This is a genomic window from Collibacillus ludicampi (genome assembly GCF_023705585.1).
Lineage (GTDB): Bacteria > Bacillota > Bacilli > Tumebacillales > BOQE01 > Collibacillus > Collibacillus ludicampi.
The window spans coordinates 1,747,083-1,769,060 of sequence record NZ_BOQE01000001.1; the positions used below are offsets into that span (position 1 = coordinate 1,747,083).

The window sequence follows — 21,978 nt, forward strand, 5'->3', positions numbered from 1 at the left end:
TCATTAGAGGTGAAAAAACAAGCGGTTCTAATTACAGATCCTCTCTAATAATAACCCCACTTGTTCTGCCATGACATGAGGTGGACAAGGCATTCCATTCGTGATCCACCATTCAACTACCCCTACGTAAGCCGTTCCCATAAATTGAAGAATAACATCTTCATTTAATCCTTCATTTTTTCCTTCTGTTATAGAATCCCCGGACAAATATCAATGATGTCCTCCATGATTTCCTTAAAGTCGTTCTCCCAACATACTGAGTCCGACAATCATCCGCGTAGTTGGATTCGGGAAGAGGTGTTATGTCTCATCCCGAACAGATACAGTCTTTCTTGCTTGTCTCAGTTTGTTTCGAATATAGGAAATCAGCAGCAACAATGAAGGAATGACTGTGAATAATAACGTCAAATAAAAAGGAATGCTTGTTTCGAGCAAATGTACCATGACTTGCAGATTAGGGAGCGACCAGAATGAGAACAAGGTTATTATTAAACCGTACGGAAGAACAAGAGACCGGTAATCGGAAAGGTTCAACCACTGGGCAGTTCCCAAGACTAAGGCATAATAGAACGTATTGATTTTGACGAACGCTCCCGCTACCCACACAGCCATCACAACTGCCTCCAGGTGTTCGAGAAAGTCGGCGATATTCACATAACTGGCGGCATTCATAACCGGATAAACGAGCATGGGAGTCATCTTCCCAAATACGAAAAGAGCCGTTAAATTTGTGATGACCAATGTCAGCAAAATCACAAACACGGTAACGTATCCGTATTTTATCATCCTCAAGCGGTCCGTCACAAAAGAAAGGAAAAAAGTCATCAAAAATACTTCACTGAACCAGGCTTGTGGTGTAGTCGCCCCTATGATGGAGGGCATTATCCCGTGTTCAAAAACCGGAAACATGTTGCTGATCTTCCAATCAGGAAGAAGCATCAGTATCATCAAGAGAAGAGGAAATATGAACAGACCGCTGAACACCTGCGAAGATCTACCTATGACTTCCACACCGCCGCGGACAGCAACGGCACATACAAATGTCAGGCCTCCAATCACCACAACCATCGGGGTGGCTGTGAGAAAGGAACCCACAATAAATTCCGCATATTCCCTAAGTATAATTCCACAAAAATAAACGAAGGAAATAAGATACAAAAAACCAATAACTTTTCCCAGAAATGAACCGAGCATATGTTGGCAATATTGAATGATCGTTTCTCCTGGGTAGAGCTTATGCAATTGTATAGCATCATACACCGTGAAGAAGCCGACGAGGGAAGCCCACACCGGAGACAACCAGAGGTCTTTTCCCGCTATCCTGCTCGTCAATGAAGGAACGATGAGAATGGCGGTCGCTAATACGGTTGCATAAAGTATGATCGCCACCTGAAATGCGGACATCTTCCCTTTCTCAATCATTCTGATCACCCCATCCTGCGTTACATCACCTCAGTCCCCACATGCTGTTCCGTTTATTCCCTTCAATCTCCTCCTTTTTCAGGACCCGGTTTGAGCCCGGGAGACTCCTTGAATTTGTTATACTCGCCTGTCAAGTGTGTTCGTACGTCCATCGCCCACACAGGGGCCCGGACGATCGTATCCAGTATGCTTCTTACTTTCAGTGGTGCAATCGGTTGTAAGTATGGGACTCCGAAAGACCTGATTGAACATACATGAACAACAATGGCAATAATGCCAATCATGATACCAAGTATTCCTAATGTACCCGCAAGGATGATCATCGGGAAGCGCAACATCCGTAAGGCGATCCCTGCAGTAAAACGAGGGATCATAAAAGATGCAATCCCGGTGAGAGCCACCACCATGACCATCGGTGACGAAGCCAGCCCCGCGGAAATCGCTGCTTGTCCGATCACCAAAGCACCGACAATACTGACGGCGGCCCCCACCTGTTTGGGGAGACGCACCCCTGCTTCACGCAGCGCTTCGAACGTAACCTCCATCAGAAAAGCCTCGACGAATGCCGGAAAGGGAACCTCCTCCCGGGAAGCGGCAACGGTGAGCAGAAGTGTCGTGGGTAGCATCTCCTGGTGATAGGAGAGTATGGCAACATAAAGGGAGGGAAGAAGAAGGGAAAGCCCGACGAATAAGAAACGCAACCAACGAATCGCTGTTCCGATCAAAAATCGCTGATGATAATCCTCCGGGGACTGCAAAAGAGAAAAAAAACTGGTCGGAGCAACCAACACAGTTGGACTGCCATCCGTTAAAATCGCTACACGCCCTTCCAGCAGGCTGTAAGTAACAACATCGACCCGTTCCGTATCCAAGAGTGACGGGAAAGGGGAGAAGGGATTGTCTTCGATAAATTCCTCAATTTCCCCACTGTTAAAGACGCCTTGATAATCGATTCGTTTTAATCGATTCATGACTTCCTCAACCAGCGTCTGGTCAACGATACCTTCCACGTAAGCAACAACGACTTTTGTCTGCGTGTACCTTCCGATTTTTAATGATTTCATTTTCAGAGCGGGACTTTTGATTCTTCTCCGCAGAAGGGACATATTGACAACGATCGATTCCGTAAATCCTTCACGAGGTCCGCGCACGACCGATTCGGCTACAGGTTCTTCAATCCTGCGCTTTTCAAACTTGGCCAATGCCAAAGAAATCCCTCGGTCTTCCGTATCCAGCAATAAAACCGAATTTCCTATGGAGATTTGCTCGATACACTCTCCAAAGGTCTTGATTTCTTTGACGTCGGAAACGGGAATTCGCTCGCCATCTAACAGATCGTTTAAACTCACCACAGACTCATGCATGAGCGGGGTGAGTACGTTTTTATCGATCTCTTCCTTATTGCTGAGTCCTTCAATATAAACAAGATAAGCTTTCGTCGTTACACCAATCGCAAACGATCGAAAAACAATATCTTCGCAATCGGTATACATCGAGCGAAGAACTTGCATGTTTTGTTCCACATCGGAATACAGGTTGACATCTTGTTGCGGAAATGGCTTGACTGGTTGCTGGGGTTCCCTTGATCTCCAAAATCGCACTTGCTTCATGAGGAACAGTTCCTTTCTTCCCTTGAACGACTAACTTTTGCACTTGCTATCTATGTAGGATGTGCAAAAAAAATCTATCCATTCCTACCAGGGAATCGAGAGGGTTCATGAGGAGCAATTAAGGATAGGGCATGTTCGACTTGTTCCCTGGGTTTTGAAGGGCTTCCAATCTAAGCCCATGCCTTTGTTTCTTTGTTCGATGAAAATACAGTTTTTGACCAAGAAAATAGAGAATTTGATCGGACGGAAGTAGGTGTATTGAATGTAAAGCACACTTGACACATTCTTGGAAGTAAAGTATCCTTTACGTAAAAGATACTTTACTTGAGGCGGGGTTCGAATGGAACATCGTATTAAAGAGCTCAGAGCAGCATTTGGTTGGACGCAGGAGCAACTATCCGAAATAGTCGGTGTTTCAAGACAGACCATCATTTCCATTGAGAATGGTCGGTATAATCCATCGTTGGAATTGGCTTATAAAATTGCGAAGGCATTTCGATGCAAGATCGAAGATGTATTTATTTTTGAGAAAGGGAGCGATTGAACATGGGTTTGGATCATGCTTTAAGTCTGCTCGGGCTATTGCTTGGAGCTTTAGGAGGCGCCTTCGGGCTATGGTGGGGGCGTAAGCAAGCGGCGCGCAACAGGGGACTTGACGAGAGATATGAAGCCATTACAACCAAATCCCTAGCGACCGCGTGGAAAATTACTTTGGTCTCAATTTATATTCTATTTATTTTATTGATTTGTGGTCTTCAATTGTCTGCCGTTCCTGTCTTAGGAATTCTTTTATTGATTCACATGGCAGGATGGGCGTTTTCAACTATTTACTATAATTTAAAAATTTGAAATAGAGACATAAAACGAAAATAAATAATTTCAATATTTCGTATATGTATCCAACAATAGTTCCTCTTTTTATGATAGGGGGTTGTATCGACGAGTCGGTTTCAAAGCTGATTCGTTTATAAAAGAAAACTCCACTGATAAAATAAAGTTGTTCAAATTAAAAAAGTTGTCCCCGAAATGCATAGATAAAAACAGGATGGATTCCTAATTTTGTCTGTGCTTTTTTCATTTTTTTCTAATTCCCAACACATCCCACGTGTTTCCCTATTCTATCATCGCATCGAAAATTGGACGAAGGGTTTTTCCTTTTTCGGTAAGTGAATATTCCACATGCGGAGGGATTTCAGAAAATATGGTTCGGCTAACAATCCCCTCTTCCTCCAGCTCTTTTAAACGAATAGATAGAGTTCTTGGACTAATACCTTTTAAAGACCGCTGTAACTCCCCAAATCGTCGTGGACCAAAGAATAGGTCCCTTAAAATAAGAAAAGTCCACTTACCTCCAATAACATTCATGGTTTTTTCAATGGGACATTTGGAATGATCATGTTCGTCATACATCTCTGAATCCCCCACTATCAATCTCAATAGTAACTATAAAAAATATCCGTACTTTTGTAGAAATAGTGCATCAATTATTATAGTTTAAAATAGTTCTTTAGTAAATAATGGGGGATGTAAAACATGAAAACAATTGTTTTTGGAGGTACCGGGTTTATTGGAGGCCATGTTGTTGAACAATTACAACTAGCTGGACATCAAGTAACGGCAGCTGTTCGAGACACGAGTGACACAACATTTTTAAAAAGTTTGGGAGTGAATGTCGTTAGGATTGACTTTTCTAATTCTTCAGCTATTGGAAAAGTGATAGAAGGGCATGAAGTCGTTTATAATTGCACAGCGGCTGCGAAGCTGCATACGCAAATCAGCTTAGATGCTCCAGTGGAAATAAAATTGACCAGAACGCTTATTGAAGCTGCTGCTTCACATGGTGCTTCCCGATTTATTCAGTTAAGTACAATCGTAATATATGATTTCCAAAGTAACGAACCGATTGACGAATCCTATACTCCACAACCTGAGTACCCGATACAACGTTTGGGAATCGAAAGGGAAAAAATAATCGAAGAAGCAGGACGAAAAACAGGGATTACAACGATCGTGTTACGCCCGGCAAGCACCATAGGTGTTAGGGATCACTCATCATTTTTCGCAAGACTATTCGCTGCACATGTTAATGACCAATATCCAATGGTAGGAAATGGAGATGTAAAAGTTTCTCTCGTTGATACTCGCGACATTGGACGGGCGATGGTTTGGTTAGGCACTTTTCAAAAGCCCCAACATGACAATGGCATCTACTTACTTAAAGGATTTGATACAACCTGGAAGCAATTAAAAACAGCCATAGACCATGCAACAGGGAAGAATTCCAAAACTATAAATATACCTGAATTTTTAACGGACGAGCAAATGATTGCATATCATTTAACACCGTTCGTATTGAAAACTTTTACAGTGAATAGACTTTGGAATGATAACAAGATACGAAAACTTGGCTTCGACACAAAATATTCGCTGACGGATGCGGTTGAAGCTGCGGTCATAGACTTAATGAATCGGAACCGATACTGAGAGCAGCCAGACATTTTGAGTAACGGGATCAATACTGAAATAATGAAAGAGCAGTCTAAAACATTTTTTTGATACAGCCGACATTATAATCCCCAATATAACCGGAATAAAATTCCACTCTATCATAGAACCATAGATGTCGATGTATTGAAAAGCGCTTTAATGCAGAGGAGATAAAACGATGAATTTACGACGAGTTGATGTTGTATACGCACTTTTATTGGATGAAGAGACGAACCGAATTTTAATGGTACTAAATAAGAATAGTACATGGTCTTTACCGGGAGGGGCAGTTGAAGCAGGTGAAACTCTAAAAGAAGCAACGATAAGAGAAGTTAAGGAAGAAACGGGGTATGACATTACAGTCGGTGATATTGTTGCATTGAACGAAGCTTTTATAGACGGAAATCATGTTTTTTTCATTACTTTTCATGGTCTAATCACTCAACGTCCTAAAGAAATTCCACGAGATGAAAATATCATAAAAGTGGAATGGGTGAATGTGGAGGAAGCAGACCGATTCATGCCATATCACCCAGATGGGATTTCCAAACTTCTCAAAAATTCGGGAGCAAAATACGTCATACAAAAATAACATGGATACGTTGCAATAGTCTTTTTTTGTTCCGCTTACGGGAATCAAGAGTGAAAACAAATCAGATCCCACAGAGAACCCGTATTAGCCTTGCAACGTCTCGTCATGACCTGAAGCGGCAATTACGGGTTCTCTATTTTACGTTTTCAGACTCTACATTCCAGGCGTTAGACTAGATACTTTTATTGATAACGAATCGTTCAGCAAGCCCAAATTAGATTCAACGTTGATTCAAAGCTGCAAAGATCGCCTCTAACGTTTCACGAGGAGCTTCTATTGGAACAAAGTGTCCGATTCCAGGCAAGACCCTCAATGTGAACCGTTCAAAATATTCACCAAGGCGATCAGACCATAGGGAAGGTATGACTGGATCTGCTTCTCCCCAAAGTACGAACGTTGGATGAATGATTTTAGAATCTGCAGACATTGATGTGGATTCCGCAGAACGAGCAGCGTTTCTCGCTTGATAATACGAAATACTTCCCTTTATTGCCCCAGGTTTGGCATACATATCGACGATCGCTTCAAACTCATGTGGACGTATTGCTTCTTTCCGTCCCACCCAATGGTCGTAAAAATGAGCAAGGTATAGACGTACAGTATCACGGTTATAGCCAATGAGTTTTTCTGCCAAAGGTAGGTTGTGTAAATGTTGATACCAAAACTCTCGTTGAGCGGAGGGTTGATACCGTCTTTCTCCAATTCCAGGGTACGGTGGATTACATAAAACCAATGATTCGACCCGATTGGGAGCTTTACGTGCAATTCGTTGGGCGACCGTAGCCCCGATATCATGCGCAACAAGTATTACCTTATTGATCTCAAGGTGATTAAGCAAAGTCAAGATGTCCTCGGCCAAGACCTCAGGCGTATAACCTTCCGTAGGCGGGACGTCCGGTTTATCAGAATTACCGAAACCCCGGAAATCCGGCGCAATCACATCTGCGTTAGCAGAAAGCGTGGGGATGACTCGGCGCCAATCGTACCAAAATCCCGGCCATCCGTGTAAAAGTAAGACTTTCGTACCAGTACCTTGCCGCACATAGTGCAACTGAATACCGTGAGCTCCTGGTCCCTTAGCATGTTGCCAACGAGCATCACTGGGAAGAACATCTATACACTCATCTCTCATAAACATCTACTCCTCAATCAAACTTAAACGTATATCGATATCATTGATTTGATTGTTTATCGATATGCCAAACGCCATCAAAAGAGTTCCCTGTTGCAAAAAAGACATCTGCAAATGACAAGAAACATGATCACATGTATCACAACCAAAAGCGTGCGATACGTCTTCTGTAAAAATTTAATGCCAATCACTTGATGAAAAGAAAATCCATCGATACAAAGAATTATATGTAATAGAAAAGATTTGATGATATGAGGCATCATATCGTCACTATAAAGAGGTTCCAGTGACTGGTACCCCGGAAACTTATTCTCTATTGAACCACCACTTCAACGTTTTCAATCATAAAACTTCCTTTCTTCAGATTTTCTTTAGTTGAGGCTCTTAATTCTACTCGTAAGTCAGCATGTTGAGATTGCTCAAAAGTCAGTTTTGTTTCTCCCATATCAAGAGTTGCTCTTGTTTGGTTGCCGATAAGATTCGGAAAGAGTTTTTCGATATATTCCCATGCATCTGTTGTAAAATGGGATTTGACGATCGCTTCGTGAATTCCAGTTATTCCGTAATCTCTCGAATTTGGTTTCATAAAGTACTTCTTCATGAAATCTAGTTTTTCTTGGCTATCCATTTCAAGAAAAAATATCTGCAAATCGGTTCCAGGAATTTGAGGTGTAAACACCAATCGAAAAGGCAAGGATTTTTTGAAGAGTCCAAAAAACATCTTATATGTAATTCGTTCAGGGGCGCTGGCGGGAATCCCTCGTGCTATTACCTCATTCCGAAAATAATCCAACTGATCGGTCATAAGACAAAGTCCAAAAATACCACGTTTTCCTTGATTATATTTTTCTACCCATTCTTTTCTCCATCCGCCACCATCTCTTGTTTTAATACAAGGGAGTTCCAGATATTGATCCCCTATCCAGATATTCGCCACTTTGAACCCCTTAGTACCTTTTCCTCTTTCTGGATCAAAAGGAAAACCAAGGGGTTCAATTTGATCCTTTAGTGATCTCAACATTTCGAAGTCATCGTCGATATGAACAACAAAATGATCTAAACGGAACATACAATCCCCCATCACAGAAAGGTATGAAATTGATTTCCCCTTTATCTTCACGAAAGACTTAATCTTGTAAACGAAGAGAATTATAGGTTTCCTACACTTCAAATAAGCATGAAGCGATCAGCATTTCTTTTTGGAAACCGAATCTTCAGATTGGTTCATCTCAAGAAAACGGAACCAAGAAGAAACCTGAGATCAATATAGAAATATACAGAATTATCATTGCATGATGTGATTCTGTCAATATTAGTTTGAAATTCCCCAAAAACATCAATCTTTTTTAAAGAAACACAATCTATCTTTAAAAAGGGTTTGCATTTTTTCATAGGTAAGAGGACAGAGGCTAGCCGCCCCTTCCTACTCGATTTAGAAAAATGTAACATTAGATATCAGTAATTCTGCTATGTAAACAGATCTTTGGAATGGCTCATGCTTATTTTCCCCTCGTTCAAAAAAATTTCGAGACAAATATGACTAGACAAATATACGACTCACGATTATCATACACATATGAATATAAATGATAATCATTATCAACGAGGTGCGGAAGAATGGTATTGAGCGAGTGTCGGATTGGGGAAAAGGCTCGGGTCACTGCTTTATTGTTAGGGGAGTCGCGCAGGAAGCGCATCATGGATCTAGGACTCATGCCGGGGACGGAGGTACAAGTGGTACGCAAGGCTCCACTGGGTGATCCGATTGTCGTTCAAGTTCGTGGTTATCAAGTGAGTTTCCGCATGTCGGAAGCACGGTATATTGAGATTTCTGATCTTTAAGAACGAAGGATTTTCGGTTCGAATAGAAAGAAGTGGTTAACATGGTACAAACGATTGCACTAGCAGGAAATCCGAATGCCGGTAAGACATCGTTATTTAACCTCCTGACGGGTACCCGACAATATGTGGGGAACTGGCCGGGCGTCACGGTTGAGAAAAAGGAAGGATGGGTCAAAGGACTTTCTTCCCGTATGTTGATTGACCTTCCCGGTGTTTACAGCCTGTCAGCACAATCGCTCGAAGAAAAAGTGGCGATCTCATACCTTTTACAAGAATCTCCCCATGTGATTTTGAATATTGTCGATGCATCCAATTTGGAGAGAAATCTCTATTTATCCGTACAGCTGTTGGAGATGGGACTGCCGAGCATCGTGGCTTTAAACATGATGGACGTAGCCGTATCACGCGGTTTACAAATTGATGAGAAAAAACTTGCACAAAAGCTTGGTGTGCCCGTGATCCCGATGATTGCCCGCAAAGGAAAAGGGCGCCAACAGCTCTTGGAATGGCTGGAAAAAGAAGAGCCTACGTGCAGCCGTTTGATCGTCCCCTATCCGGAACAGGTGGAGAGAGCAATCAACGAACTGATCGTTTTGCTTGATTCGGCAAAATTGAATCTAAAAGCAAGCGTGAGATGGATAGCCACGATGTGGCTGGAGCGTAATGAGACGATTGAACAAGTGATCCGTCAGAATGTCGATCCTTCCGTCATTGAACGGATGGAACTCGTGCGTCAAAGGCTTGGCGATACGGTCGATCATCAGATTCGCAATGCCCGCTACACCTGGATTGAAACGTTATTACGAGAAGTGACTACGCAAAGGAGAACGGTTGAACGTACATGGAGTGACCGGATCGATAGTTTGATTTTGCATCGTTACCTCGGTATCCCGATTTTTCTATTATTCATGTTCATGATTTTCCAAATCACGTTTAGTTGGATCGGAACATCACTATCCGACCAACTGGATACGTTTATCAGCGGGCCTGTAACAGATTGGCTGCATAATGCCCTGATGAAGATGGGAAGTCCGGACTGGTTCACTCAATTGATGACCGATGGGGTTCTTGCCGGTGTTGGAGCGGTTTTGGTATTTATACCACAGATCGCGATACTCTTCTTGTGTTTGTCCTTTTTAGAAGATTCCGGATACATGGCACGAGCTGCGATCTTGATGGACCGCTTCATGCAGGCGATCGGGTTAAATGGCAAAGCGTTTATTCCTCTCATTCTCGGGTTTGGATGTAATGTGCCTGCAATTATGGCGACGCGTACGTTAGAAGATCACAAAGGGCGTATGGTAACAGCCTTGATCTCTCCTTTCATGTCCTGTTCAGCCCGGCTTTCCGTATACTCGCTGTTCGTGTCCTCTTTCTTTAATAGAGGAAAGGCAGAGGTTGTATTTCTTTTGTATGTAACAGGGATTATCATGGCTATTTTGACCGCATATTTGTTCAAGAAGTTTTTGAAGGCAGACGAAGGTATGTTTGTGATGGAATTGCCTCCGTATCGCGCGCCGATGATCAAGAGTTTGTTCCTCCATACCTGGGATAAGGCGAAAGGGTTTGTACGAAAAGCGGGAACGATCATCTTTGGTATGTCCGTGCTGATCTGGTTTCTCGGAAACTTCTCCTTTCATGGAGTCACGCCGATGAATGAAAGTTTCCTGGCCACGATCGGTGGTCTCATCGCACCACTGTTCGCGCCCATGGGCTTTGCGACATGGCAGGCGGGAGTTTCTTTGATTACAGGCTTCCTTGCAAAAGAAGTCGTGGTATCAACGATGAGCATCGTCTATGGGGCAGGAGATACTGACGGTTCGCTTGGTGCTCTTTTACAGGGCGCGTTTACACCGGCCGCAGCGTTGTCGTTTCTGTTTTTTGTCTTGCTCTATACGCCGTGTGTGTCTACCGTTGCTACGTTAAAACGGGAAACGGGTTCCTGGAAATGGACGTTGATCTCTGTTTTGTATAGTTTCTCACTGGCTTGGATCATCTCATTTTTCGTATATCAAGTCGCTCGATGGATGTTCTAAAATATAGGGAAAGCGGTGAAACGCATGATCTATGTCGTGATCGTAGCCGTACTTGGCTTTGCGGCCTGGCAATTGTTCTCTTTCGTAAAGCGGACAAAAAAAGGATATTGTGCGAGCGGTTGCGGCAGTTGTGCAGCCAGCGGCAATTGTTCCATACAAAAATCCGAGTTGCTTCAGATTGAGGAGTAATAGCGGATAATCCCAGGGAGCATGTTCCTGGGATTTTTCTGTATAAAGATATCCATTCATTTGAATTTACACTTAATTTCACGGGGGATTTCGAGTACAATCAGGTTAAAAAGGCAGCGAGAGCCGTTGATCGCCAAGAAATAATTTCCGTGTGATCGAGGAGGTGTTTCTCATAAGCACCCAACTTGAAGCAACAAATGTCCATGTCGGTTTGAACAAGGGAGCGGTATGGAGTCTAAGCGCCGCACATTTGATGAATGACTTAATGACGGTTGGTATTGTGCCTGCCTTGTTGCCGCTATACAAGGAATCCTTTCACTTGTCGTATACGGAGACGGGGCTCATTGTGCTGTTCTCTTATTTCGCTTCTTCCATCATGCAGCCGATTTTTGGTTATTTGACCGACCGAAAGCCTCTCGTCTGGCTGCTCCCCTTGGGAGTTTTCTTGTCAAATCTCGGTTTGGCCCTGACAGGAGTGGCGCCCTCTTTCGCGTGGTTGCTGTTTTTTATCACGTTATCGGGACTCGGTTCCGGTGCTTTTCATCCGGAAGCGTCTCGTGGCACACATTTGGCCGCAGGTAAAGCCAAAGGGTTTGCGCAGGCGATTTTTCAGGTGGGGGGCAACGCCGGGCAAGCGTTAGGTCCTTTGATGCTCCCATTGTTCCTCCTGCATACGGGAACTCAAGGACTTGTATGGTTCACGCTTATGGCAATCTTCGCCTTTTTTATTACATGGCGATTGCTGCCATGGTATCGGAGCAGAATCGAGCAGGAGCAGAGAAAAAAACGTCAGATCGAAGGGCGAAACCGTACGTCCGCCGTGATTTTATTGGTATTGGTCGTGATTCTTCGCTCTTGGTGTCAAATTGGTGTCGCGGGATTTCTTCCATTTTTCTACACCCATCATCAGATTCCGTTATCCCGTGCCGAGTTGTATACTTTTCTATTTTTGGGAGCTGGGGCTGTTGCCACATTTATAGGAGGCACTCTTTCGGATCGGATCGGGAAAAAACGTTTGATGGTGGCTTCCATGGTTTTATCCATCCCGTTTGCTTTGATTTTTCCACGGGTCAACGGATCTCTCGCTGCAGTGACTTTGCTTGCTTTTGGCTTTACCGTACTGTCCTCATTTGCTGTGACGGTTGTTTATGCGCAAATGTTGTTACCAAGAAACATCGGTCTGGCCTCCGGGCTGATGATTGGTTTTGGTGTTGGTGCAGGGGGAATCGGAGCCACTTTTTTGGGATGGATGGCTGATCAGTTCGGGGTACCCGTCATTTTCAATCTCATTGTCATCTTGCCTGTCCTTGCATCATTGATCTCACTTTGGCTCCCCAACGACAGAGAACTTGATTTGCGTACATAGTCTGAACAGTTTTCCGTGTAAAGTTCTATCAAAAGCGTTCGTTTCTAGACAAAGTTCAATTGGGGTAGGAATCTCTTTCCTGCCCTATTTTTTCCTTCGTTTTTCCCTTATTCGATGAAAGAGGGTTACCGGTTCATTGAATGTCATATTTTTATAATTGAAAATTATATGTTATTTTGGTTGTATATCCCATCGACAACTGCGGTGAGAAGGTGAACGTTTCAAAAAACGAGGCCGGAATTTATTGATCAGCAGGCTTGTTATGGATTCGGTTTATGAACGTCCATTTCAATCACATGGGAGGAACGAGATTGTGACAGCGGTGTTGGAAGTCGAAAATCTTTCAAAGGCGTATGGGAGCAAGCAGGCTTTACGGAACGTGTCGTTTTCAGTGGAGGCGGGCACCTGTTTTGGTTTGCTCGGGCCGAACGGGGCCGGAAAATCGACGACGATGAAAATCATCACGGGGATCATAGATCGTGACGACGGCACCGTCACCGTTCTAGGACACGACTCCAAACGGGAACGCGAAGAGATTCGCAAAAAGGTGGGTTACGTCCCACAGGAGATCACGCTCTACGAAAAATTGAGCGCCTTTGATAATCTCGTCTTTTTCGGGGAGCTCTACGGCGTGAGAGGGCCGGTATTGAAGAAGCGTATCGACGAGGTTTTGGAGCTAGTGGGCCTGGCCGACCGTGCCAAAGATGCGGTCGGTACGTTCTCCGGCGGGTTGAAGCGGCGCATCAATATCGCGGCGGCTCTTTTGCACAAGCCGAAATTGATCATCCTTGATGAGCCGACAGTCGGTATAGACCCGCAGTCGCGGAACCATATTTTCAACATGATCCGCGAACTGAAAGAAGAGGGTGTGACGGTTGTATACTCCACACACTACATGGAAGAGGCCGAGGCGCTGTGCGATCACATCGCGATCATCGATCACGGCCAGGTGATCGCGCAGGGGAGTCTGGAAGAGTTGCTGGATAACTACGGCCGCAAATCTGTGTATGTGGAGGCAGAAGGCTGGAGCGAACTTCCTCAACTTCCCCATGTAAAACAAATTAAAGAAGAAAAACGCGGCTGGATGATTGAAACCGACCATCTTCTCGAAACAATGAACAGCATCACGAGGGCGGCACTTGAACAGGATATCATCGTTCACCAGCTTGAAATCAAGCGCCCTTCTTTGGAAACGGTGTTTCTGTCTTTGACCGGAACCTCGCTGCGAGACTGATAGCGCCTGTTAACGCCGCGGCTACAACATGGGGAACCATTTGAAATGGGAGGTACAGAACCTTGATGAGAACGATCATTCGCAAGGAAATTCGATTGATGATCCGGGAAAAAGGCAACTTTTTCTGGCTCTTCCTGCTGCCGATTCTATTCATCGTCATGTTCGCATCCATCTTTGGCCACGCGGAAGATACGATCACCATTCACTATGTTGACGAGGACCGAACGCAGGTATCAAAGAATTTCCTTGACGGAATTGCCAGGATCAAAGGGATTGACTTACAAACAGACGACACCCTCTCTCTCGACCAGCAGATCCAAAAAATAAAGGATGGCAAAATGAGCGCATTGCTCGTCGTGCCCAAAGGCTTTTCCGAAGCACTCACGTCAGGGAAGAGTCAGGCGATCATCGAATTATATCGTGATCCAACTGCTGATCAGACAGTCGCTCCGATACAGGCCGTGTTGCAAAATATGGCCAATATCTATCGCGACGAAAAATTGGCGAGCGCGTTAAAGAGGCTCGGGAAATCGGAACCTGAGGTTCGGCAGATCATGATGCCTCCGATCACCATGAAGGAAATCAGCGAAAATGTTTCAAAGGTGGATATGATTTCTCAAGTTGTGCCTGGCTACACCGTCATGTTTGCTTTCTTTATCATGATTTCGATGACGCGTAGTTTCATAAAGGAAAAAGAATCGGGCATGCTCGCGCGGTTGCGAAGTACACCGCTCAAGCCATTGTCTTATCTCGGAGGTATGTGGGCATCCAGTATGCTCGTCGTCCTTCTTCAATGCGGCACATTGCTGACGTTCGGGCATTTTGTCTATAAGTTACATGTAGGGGATGTTTTCGCCATCGTTTTGATCGTGCTTGGGCTGGCCATTTGCACCACAGGGCTAGGTTTGGCACTCTCCATGTGGGTGCGTAACGAAAATCAGGGAGTGGGGGTCACCCAGCTCATCACAATGGGGGGGCGCCGTGGTAGGCGGATTATGGTTCCCGTTTGACTTTCTTCCGAAAGCTGCACAGATGGTCGGGAAGTTTACGCCGCAGTACTGGGCCCAGCATGGTATGCAAGATGTGATGGTTCGCGGGGCGCATCTGGGAGATATCTGGCCGACATTGATTGTGCTGTTCGGTTTCGGGGCTGCAGGAATGATACTTGCGCTGTATCGTTTTCCAAGATTTTTGCTTTCCGCGGTGAATGAATAAACGGGAAAACAGAAAGGCTGCCGAAAAATCGTTCGGCAGCCTCTTGTAGGTTTCACGATTCCGTTTTGTTATATACGAGCACATGCCTCGTGTTCATCATCTGCACTACTCCGGTTTATTTCCGGCGGGCCCACCTTCCGAAAATGGAGTGGAGATCCCTTTATAGTTCACCATGACACACATCCCGGCGGCGTGGTATAGATTATGGCAATGGAACATCCACAACCCTGGATTATTGGCCTCAAAAACGATATCGTATGATTCGCCCGGCAACACATTGAGGGTATCCAGGTATATGGGACTGCCTGTTAAAGGTTTGCCATTCCGCGTCAGGACTCGAAACATGTGACCGTGCAGATGCATGGGATGAATCAGCGTACTCTCGTTCGTCATGTGAACTTTAACGATATCTCCTTTGTTCACTTCAATCGGCGGAAGATCATGACCGACTTTCCCGTTAATCGTAGCCGCATCTAATTTCATATCATACTGAACGGTAGGATTCGTGTTCATCGTCGTATCAGCTTTTGGGCTCCCGTATTTGGAGAAATCGAACCACGGGTACTCCATCGGGTTTCCATCCATTTGGACGGATGACCCATTCCCGAATGTAGCGGAGATCATTTGCCGTTCTCTTGCGGAAGGGTCTGCATCGACAAGTTTGACCGAGCCGTTTTGAGGCATTCGGAAAACGAGATCGTAGCGCTGCCCGCCACCGATGGGCAACAGTGTTTGGCTAATCGTTGTAGCACCGTTGATGTCATGGCCGTCGAGGGCTATGACTTGGAAGGGTGCCCCAACGGTTACCAAGTGTGTCATGTTCCCCGCGTTGATCAGGCGCAGACGCACCCATTCTCCAGGTTTCGCATCGAAATGCAGACCTTCACTCGTACTGTTAGCGGTGTAAACGTCGTACATCGAAATCATGTCAAGCAAAGCCATTTCTTGTTTGGCGTTCGGAACCATCGACGGCTTGTTCATGTCAGACGGCTGCTCAACGCCCATATGCCGATCGCTCGGATTCATCGTGTTCGCGCCATGATCACCAGCCATTTCATTGCTATTTTTGTTTTCGTCAGGTTGGTTCCCGGTCATCCATTCGTGAAGCGTGATGGTATAGTCTCTGTCAACGTGCACAGTTTCTTTTTTGGGTTCAACGATAAAAGCACCATAAAGACCTCTTCCCACTTGAGTGGCACTGTCTTGGTGGGAATGATACCAGTACGTACCCGGTTGGTCAGCGATGAAGCTATAGGTGAATGTTTCTCCGGGTTTCACCGCGTCTTGCGTGATTCCTGCAACTCCATCTTGGGAGGCTGGCACATGCACCCCATGCCAATGAATAGTGACGCCCACGGGAAGCTTGTTCGTCAGATGAACGACAACGCGATCCCCTTGTTGCACTCGGATCTCGGGCCCTGGGGCCGTACCGTTAAACGTCCAAGCGGTCATCGTTTTTCCATGGCCCAGATCGAGTTTGGTAACCTCTGCTGTCAGGTTGAACGTTTTCACCGGTGCATTCGTTTCAGGGGCGACCAATTTTGTAACAGGTATTGCATTGGGATCATGTGTTCCCATATCGTGATGCATTTGATTTGCTCCCATATCATGATGCATTTGATTTGTATGATTATATTGCCAGTAAGAGATTCCGCCTGCCAAGAGGACTACACAGAGCAACAAGCTTAGCCAAATCTTCGTTCTTCGTTTCATGTCAGGTCCTCCTAGTTATCTTGAATGGAGTGGCTATACATAAACTATATACTAGATAGCTTCCTATGGGGTTGTAAGATTGTAACAATATCATGAATAAGTAGCGGACGAGAGGTGATAGAGCCGGTATCCGATGGAGAGGAACGAAAAAACCAAGACGCCCTTACATCAGCGTCTTGGTTTGAGACATACGATTCTTATTCCGATCTGCCATTCAGTCAAACAGTATAACCTTCCGTTCTTCATGGCTCCGGATTGCGCATTCGATAATTTTGATCGTGTTGCGCGCGTCTTCCGGTGAGACAGGAACCGGTTTGCCATACTTGATGGCTTCCACCATACCTTCGTAGAACGCTTGGTATCGGCCCGGCAATGTTTTCACCTTACCTTTGACGGTGATCCCCTGGTTGTCAAACGTAAGTTCACCGTAGTATGCTTCCTGATCTTCCCCCCATCCGGGGTCACCCGGGCGATGGCCTTTCTTCAGCGCTTCTTCTTGCGAGTCGAAGCCGTATTTGATGAAGCTTCCCTTATCCCCGTGAAGTTGAAAACGCGGTCCGTGTTCCCGCACGAGGGAACCTGAGTGTAAAATGGCTTGGAAACGTCCGTAATCCAGTTCAATATGGAAATAATCGATGGTTTTCGCTTGCGGCCGCTGTGCTTTCAGCTCAGCGCGAACCGATTGGGGAAGGCCAAAGAGGACGAGTGCCTGGTCGATGAGATGGGATCCCAAGTCGTACAACGTTCCCGCGCCTTCTTGATCACTCTCTTTCCATCGGTTCTGAACGACCGGACGAAAACGATCGTAATGTGACTCGTAGAGAGAGATTTCACCGAGCAAGCCTGTTTGCAAGAGCTGCCGAATCGTTAAAAAATCGTTGTCCCAGCGGCGGTTCTGATACACGCTCAGCAACACATTTCGTTCCTTTGCAAGGGCGATCAGCTCGTCTGCTTCATGGCTAGAGATAACGAACGGCTTTTCGACAACCACGTGTTTGTGAGCCGAAAGTGCTTTTTTGGCAAATTCGTAGTGGGTCGTATTCGGTGTTGTAATGATCACGAGCGAGATCTCCTTCATTTCGAGCAATTGATCGACTGTCGGAACGACTTCGACATGCGGAAAATCCCTGTGAACTTTGTCGGGGTTAGAAGATACAATCGCCGAAAGTTTCAGATCATTGACGGTTTCGATGATCGGTGCGTGAAAGACGGATCCCGAGAACCCGTATCCCACCAATCCTACGTGAATAGTCATGTAGATATCCTCCTCTCCATTGATAGAAGCCCCAATCAATGAAACTGTATAAGATTACCTACCATTATATCTTCAACGAGATCAGCTTCAAGAGCAAAGATACCGAATGGAAGATTCGTATGCTAAGAGGATGAAAAAGGCATTTTCCAAAAAATATACGTTCTGCCCATTCACAGTATCATTGGCGGATTTCCCATTGAATATATTTCCCTAAAGCAAGGGAAGGGGGATTTCTCTTGAACAAATGGAAAACGACAGCGTGCTTCCTGGCGTTTTTGACGACTTCGTTTTTAACCGCTTCGGCTCCTACTTTTGCTCAAGCTGCATCCTCCAAGCGAGTTCAGTTGATCTGTGATCAGAAAACGATCGGTCAAGGGGGAACCGCTTCTTTTCACATCATCTATCACAATGTGCAGAACAAAAAGTTCTCTAACGTATTTCTGCAAATTCATGTGCCGGACGGTTTGGACGTCGATGTGGATGATCTTGACGGTGGGTTTTGGAACGCGGCCAATCGCTTGTTGATCTGGAACTTGCAAAACGTGAATGAAAGCGAGGCACGCTTGATTCATTTTCAGCTCAGCGTCCCTCCAGGCAGTAAAGATGGTACGGTGTATACGATGACTTGCATCGGTGATGAGGATGGGCACAGAATAGAAACTTCTGGAGTCACACTGCAAATGGGTGAGGAGATTCATCAGCCTTTCTTTTTGGGTTTTCCAGACGGGAATTTCCACCCCACTTCCTATCTCACCCGTGCGGAGTCTGCTGCCGTCATCACTAATCTCTTACATTTGCAGAACGATCCATCACCTGAGCGCCCATATACCGATGTACCGCGTAACCATTGGGCCGCCAGGTATATCGATGAGGTGACGAATGCAGGAGTCATGCGCGGGTATGATGACGGGTCGTTCCACCCGGATGATCCGATAACACGAGCCGAACTCGTTACCGTGTTATTACAATTGCGCGGAATAGAAGCAGTACCGGTCAGGGGATTCATGGATACGCAACACCATTGGGCGAGAGACGCAATGGCGACAGGAAAAGCCTTGGGCTTTTTCAGTGGTACAGGCAACAACAAATTCGCTCCCGATGAACCCGTAGAGAGACAAGCGGCGGCCGTCTTTTTCGATGTGACGCAGTTCCGAGGCCCGCTGATTGACGGTGATATCCCCGTCGTACAGCATTTCCCCGATGTTCCGCGCACGGCCTGGTCATTCGGATGGGTGGAAGAATCGGCGAAAACGGCACATGAATCGGTGGGAAAAGGAAGGAGCGAGTTTCTGCTCCGATACGTTGGGAAGTAAGGGATTGAAGATTTTTGCGATCACTTTCAACTTATTAGGAAAGTATAAATTGTGGTATAATTTTCTAAACGCAATTTATACTTTCCGGACGTCTTTACGGTTGGCACAAATAACAAAGTGGCCTTTGGGAGGGTGTATCGCTTTGCTGCGCAGAGATGAGTGGAAGGTCGTTCCGCAACCTTTGTTGAGAATCCGAGTGGAAAGCTCTTCATCAAACCCAAGCGGCAAAGCGAACTCCCAAGCATGAATTTTCATGGTAGCCCTCCATGCCGCAAGCTGCGCCATCAGAAGATGAAAAGTGACATTGGGTGGGCGTAATGCTTTGCGTGAGACAGCGACTTTGGAGGTCGTCTCGCGACATCTGAACATTGTTCCGTGCGAGACGACCTCCACGGAGCGCGAACGCAAAGCATACGCCCGCCAAACTACACATTTTCAAGGTAGCCCTTCATGCCGCAAGCTGCGCCATCAGAGGATGAAATGTTTCTTGTGAGGGAAGAAGTATAAGGCTATCTCAAGAAACGGAGTGGCTCTTGGGGGGGGTTGTATCGCTTTGCGGCGCAGAGGTGAGTTGAAGGTCGTTCCGCAACCTTTGTTGAGAATCCGAGTGGAAAGCTCTTCATCGAACCCAAGCGCAAAGCGATACACCCACCCAAGCACTCATTTTCAAAGTAGAAGAAACTTCATTGGTCAAAAGGAGCCCGTTATGTACCGGATCATGATCGTGGAAGATGATGACAAAATCGCGGGAATTTTGCAAGCGTATATCCTGAAATACGGATACGAAGTGATTCGCGCGAAAAAATACCGTGAACTGAAAGAAGAGTTCATTGCAAATAACCCGGATTTGGTGATGCTAGATATCAACCTCCCATATTTTGACGGTTTCTACTGGTGCCGTCAGATCCGTACGGTCTCTACAGTCCCCATCATCTTCATTTCCGCACGCACGGGGGAAATGGACCAGGTCTTAGCCATTGAGAATGGGGGCGACGATTATATCACAAAGCCGTTTCATCTCGATCTGGTGATGGCGAAAATTAAAAGTGTACTGCGAAGGGCGTATGGTGAATACGCGATACAGGATGCAAACAGGGATGTAATCGATGTGAACGGTCTTAAGTTGTACATAACAAAAAACCAATTGGAATGGAATGGGAAGCGGACAGATCTGAGTAAGAACGAGTGTCTCCTGATCGAAAATCTAATGGTCAAAGCTGGTGAAATCGTTTCCCGAGAACATCTGCTCGAAGCGCTATGGGACGATATTCATTTCGTAGATGACAACACGCTGACTGTAAATGTGGCGAGGGTACGAAAAAAATTGGAGGAATTAGGTATTTGCAAAGCGGCTCTCGAAACCATACGAGGACAGGGATACCGTTTGAACCACGTCTGGGGAGAAACGGATGTATGACCGATCGGACAGGATTTGAGAAATATGACAGGAGAAATCATTCATGAGAGAAAAAAACGGATATGAACTGGGGTTCGTACATTTTCTCTTAGATCGAGTGCCGTATATCACGGCTTTTTTTGTATCTTTCGTTTTGGTTTTCATCGTCTCGTTCTTTGCTTTACGATTCAACCATCACGATTTGGGATGGAACAACATCGTATATATGCTGATCTTGGCAACGGTGATCCTTGGCCTGTCGCTTTTGTTTGATTACATCAGGCAGAAGGAGTTTTATCATCAGATCAATCGTGTGATGACAGATGATCAAGCGGGTCTTGAAGCGGTCGTTCATTTGCGGACCGGCACGACGCATGAACAACGAGCTTTGCAAAAGATTCTTCACGAGCAGCATAAAACGTTTATGGACAAGCTGTACGGCTACCGGCAACAACAGGAGCAACATCACCATTTCACCAATCAATGGGTACATCAAATGAAAACGCCGGTTTCCGTCATTGATCTCCTCGTTCAACAGGGAGAACAGATCAGTTCTGTTGTGGAGGCACGGAATCTGTTCCGCAGTATACGCGAGGAGAATGAGCGATTAATGAGAGGACTGGACATGATCTTACAAATGGCCCGGTTGGAAAAGTTTGAGTTGGATGTGCATATCGAAAGCGTAGGGCTGATACCAATCATTCGTCACGTGATCAACCTACACAAAAAAGAATTCATCCGCTGGTCAATCTATCCCAAAATCATCGGTCAAGAAACGTGTGTGGAAACAGACAGGAAATGGATCGCATTTGTGTTCAACCAACTGGTCAGCAATGCGATTAAATACTCAAAAACAAAACCGGGGAACAAGCAATTGCTCTTTCTCGTTGATCGTGTGGGGGAAACCTGTCGTGTGCGTGTGAAGGATGAAGGGATCGGTATCGCTCCGCAGGATCTTCCGCGCGTGTTCGACGCGTTTTTTACCGGTGAAAACGGGCGCCTCACCTCAGAGTCAAGCGGTATTGGATTGTTCTTGGTCAAGCAAGTATGCGATCGTCTGGGACATCGAATCGAAATGGATTCGCAACCGGATAAGGGGACGACGGTGACTCTAACATTTTCGTCCGACTCCTTGTATCGGATCCCCAAGTAAGCACTTTCCCATGCAGTAAGCAG

22 protein-coding genes and 1 pseudogene are annotated in these 21,978 nt (G+C 45.5%); 14 read left to right on the forward strand and 9 right to left on the reverse strand.

The genetic code is table 11. The annotated features are described in order from the left end of the window. Positions 1-27: 27 nt before the first annotated feature. The 3 genes and pseudogenes from DNHGIG_RS08810 to DNHGIG_RS08820 form a co-directional block, all read right to left on the reverse strand. Positions 28-192: pseudogene (locus tag DNHGIG_RS08810) on the reverse strand (TetR-like C-terminal domain-containing protein); the annotation flags it as partial. A gap of 108 nt (positions 193-300) precedes the next feature. Further along, complete coding sequence (locus DNHGIG_RS08815; protein ID WP_282199312.1) at positions 301-1,422, reverse strand: GerAB/ArcD/ProY family transporter; 1,122 nt, start codon at positions 1,420-1,422, stop codon at positions 301-303. A gap of 62 nt (positions 1,423-1,484) precedes the next feature. After that, a complete protein-coding gene (locus DNHGIG_RS08820; protein WP_282199313.1) occupies positions 1,485-3,032 on the reverse strand; it encodes a spore germination protein in 1,548 nt (515 codons plus the stop codon). A gap of 340 nt (positions 3,033-3,372) precedes the next feature. On the opposite strand from DNHGIG_RS08820, the gene DNHGIG_RS08825 reads away from it, so the two are divergent. Together DNHGIG_RS08825 and DNHGIG_RS08830 are read left to right on the forward strand one after the other, a co-directional pair. After that, the gene (locus DNHGIG_RS08825; RefSeq protein ID WP_282199314.1) at positions 3,373-3,576 is read left to right on the forward strand and encodes a helix-turn-helix transcriptional regulator; all 204 of its coding nucleotides are present in this window, start codon (positions 3,373-3,375) and stop codon (positions 3,574-3,576) included. Between the two features lie 2 nt (positions 3,577-3,578). Then, positions 3,579-3,881, forward strand: coding sequence for a hypothetical protein (locus DNHGIG_RS08830; protein WP_282199315.1), 303 nt, complete (start codon positions 3,579-3,581; stop codon positions 3,879-3,881). 264 nt (positions 3,882-4,145) lie between these two features. Here DNHGIG_RS08830 and DNHGIG_RS08835 read toward each other — a convergent pair whose 3' ends face one another. Continuing rightward, complete coding sequence (locus DNHGIG_RS08835; RefSeq protein WP_282199316.1) at positions 4,146-4,442, reverse strand: winged helix-turn-helix transcriptional regulator; 297 nt, start codon at positions 4,440-4,442, stop codon at positions 4,146-4,148. 123 nt (positions 4,443-4,565) lie between these two features. Between DNHGIG_RS08835 and DNHGIG_RS08840 the strand changes: the two genes are divergently transcribed. Beyond that, on the forward strand, positions 4,566-5,516 hold the full coding sequence (locus DNHGIG_RS08840; RefSeq protein ID WP_282199317.1) for an NAD-dependent epimerase/dehydratase family protein: 951 nt from the start codon (positions 4,566-4,568) through the stop codon (positions 5,514-5,516). A gap of 181 nt (positions 5,517-5,697) precedes the next feature. Beyond that, complete coding sequence (locus DNHGIG_RS08845; protein WP_282199318.1) at positions 5,698-6,111, forward strand: NUDIX hydrolase; 414 nt, start codon at positions 5,698-5,700, stop codon at positions 6,109-6,111. A 220-nt stretch (positions 6,112-6,331) separates the two neighbouring features. On the opposite strand, the gene DNHGIG_RS08850 is transcribed toward DNHGIG_RS08845, so the two are convergent. Beyond that, positions 6,332-7,243: an alpha/beta fold hydrolase gene (locus tag DNHGIG_RS08850; RefSeq protein WP_282199319.1), complete on the reverse strand. Its 912-nt coding sequence runs from the start codon at positions 7,241-7,243 to the stop codon at positions 6,332-6,334. A gap of 313 nt (positions 7,244-7,556) precedes the next feature. Next, the gene (locus tag DNHGIG_RS08855; protein ID WP_282199320.1) at positions 7,557-8,312 is read right to left on the reverse strand and encodes a VOC family protein; all 756 of its coding nucleotides are present in this window, start codon (positions 8,310-8,312) and stop codon (positions 7,557-7,559) included. A gap of 548 nt (positions 8,313-8,860) precedes the next feature. On the opposite strand from DNHGIG_RS08855, the gene DNHGIG_RS08860 reads away from it, so the two are divergent. From DNHGIG_RS08860 to DNHGIG_RS08890, 7 genes are all read left to right on the forward strand, one after another. Further along, entirely contained in the window at positions 8,861-9,085 is a 225-nt protein-coding gene (locus tag DNHGIG_RS08860; RefSeq protein ID WP_282199321.1) for a FeoA family protein, read from the forward strand. Between the two features lie 41 nt (positions 9,086-9,126). Further along, a complete protein-coding gene (gene feoB / locus DNHGIG_RS08865) occupies positions 9,127-11,121 on the forward strand; it encodes a ferrous iron transport protein B (RefSeq protein WP_282199322.1) in 1,995 nt (664 codons plus the stop codon). A gap of 24 nt (positions 11,122-11,145) precedes the next feature. After that, entirely contained in the window at positions 11,146-11,310 is a 165-nt protein-coding gene (locus tag DNHGIG_RS08870) for a FeoB-associated Cys-rich membrane protein (RefSeq protein ID WP_282201393.1), read from the forward strand. A gap of 151 nt (positions 11,311-11,461) precedes the next feature. Beyond that, positions 11,462-12,676, forward strand: coding sequence for an MFS transporter (locus DNHGIG_RS08875; RefSeq protein WP_439647731.1), 1,215 nt, complete (start codon positions 11,462-11,464; stop codon positions 12,674-12,676). Between the two features lie 313 nt (positions 12,677-12,989). Then, complete coding sequence (locus DNHGIG_RS08880) at positions 12,990-13,910, forward strand: ABC transporter ATP-binding protein (protein ID WP_282199323.1); 921 nt, start codon at positions 12,990-12,992, stop codon at positions 13,908-13,910. Between the two features lie 65 nt (positions 13,911-13,975). Then, positions 13,976-14,920 carry an ABC transporter permease gene (locus DNHGIG_RS08885; protein WP_282199324.1) on the forward strand — a complete coding sequence of 315 codons (945 nt, stop codon included), beginning with the start codon at positions 13,976-13,978 and terminating at the stop codon, positions 14,918-14,920. Beyond that, positions 14,892-15,125, forward strand: a complete 234-nt coding sequence (locus tag DNHGIG_RS08890; protein ID WP_282199325.1) for an ABC transporter permease — start codon at positions 14,892-14,894, stop codon at positions 15,123-15,125. The genes DNHGIG_RS08885 and DNHGIG_RS08890 overlap by 29 nt, the downstream gene beginning before the upstream one ends. Positions 15,126-15,230: 105 nt before the next feature. Here DNHGIG_RS08890 and DNHGIG_RS08895 read toward each other — a convergent pair whose 3' ends face one another. Next, positions 15,231-16,838 carry a multicopper oxidase family protein gene (locus DNHGIG_RS08895; protein WP_282199326.1) on the reverse strand — a complete coding sequence of 536 codons (1,608 nt, stop codon included), beginning with the start codon at positions 16,836-16,838 and terminating at the stop codon, positions 15,231-15,233. Positions 16,839-17,052: 214 nt separating this feature from the next. After that, positions 17,053-18,093: an oxidoreductase gene (locus DNHGIG_RS08900; protein ID WP_282199327.1), complete on the reverse strand. Its 1,041-nt coding sequence runs from the start codon at positions 18,091-18,093 to the stop codon at positions 17,053-17,055. A gap of 236 nt (positions 18,094-18,329) precedes the next feature. Here DNHGIG_RS08900 and DNHGIG_RS08905 point away from each other — a divergent pair, with 236 nt between their 5' ends. Further along, positions 18,330-19,406: an S-layer homology domain-containing protein gene (locus tag DNHGIG_RS08905; RefSeq protein WP_282199328.1), complete on the forward strand. Its 1,077-nt coding sequence runs from the start codon at positions 18,330-18,332 to the stop codon at positions 19,404-19,406. Positions 19,407-19,481: 75 nt separating this feature from the next. Here DNHGIG_RS08905 and DNHGIG_RS08910 read toward each other — a convergent pair whose 3' ends face one another. Next, on the reverse strand, positions 19,482-19,661 hold the full coding sequence (locus DNHGIG_RS08910) for a hypothetical protein (protein ID WP_282199329.1): 180 nt from the start codon (positions 19,659-19,661) through the stop codon (positions 19,482-19,484). A 451-nt stretch (positions 19,662-20,112) separates the two neighbouring features. Here DNHGIG_RS08910 and DNHGIG_RS08915 point away from each other — a divergent pair, with 451 nt between their 5' ends. Further along, positions 20,113-20,823 (forward strand): response regulator transcription factor, encoded by a 711-nt coding sequence (locus DNHGIG_RS08915; RefSeq protein ID WP_282199330.1) that lies wholly within the window; start codon positions 20,113-20,115, stop codon positions 20,821-20,823. Between the two features lie 43 nt (positions 20,824-20,866). Beyond that, complete coding sequence (locus DNHGIG_RS08920) at positions 20,867-21,955, forward strand: sensor histidine kinase (protein ID WP_282199331.1); 1,089 nt, start codon at positions 20,867-20,869, stop codon at positions 21,953-21,955. The last annotated feature ends 23 nt before the right edge of the window (positions 21,956-21,978 follow it).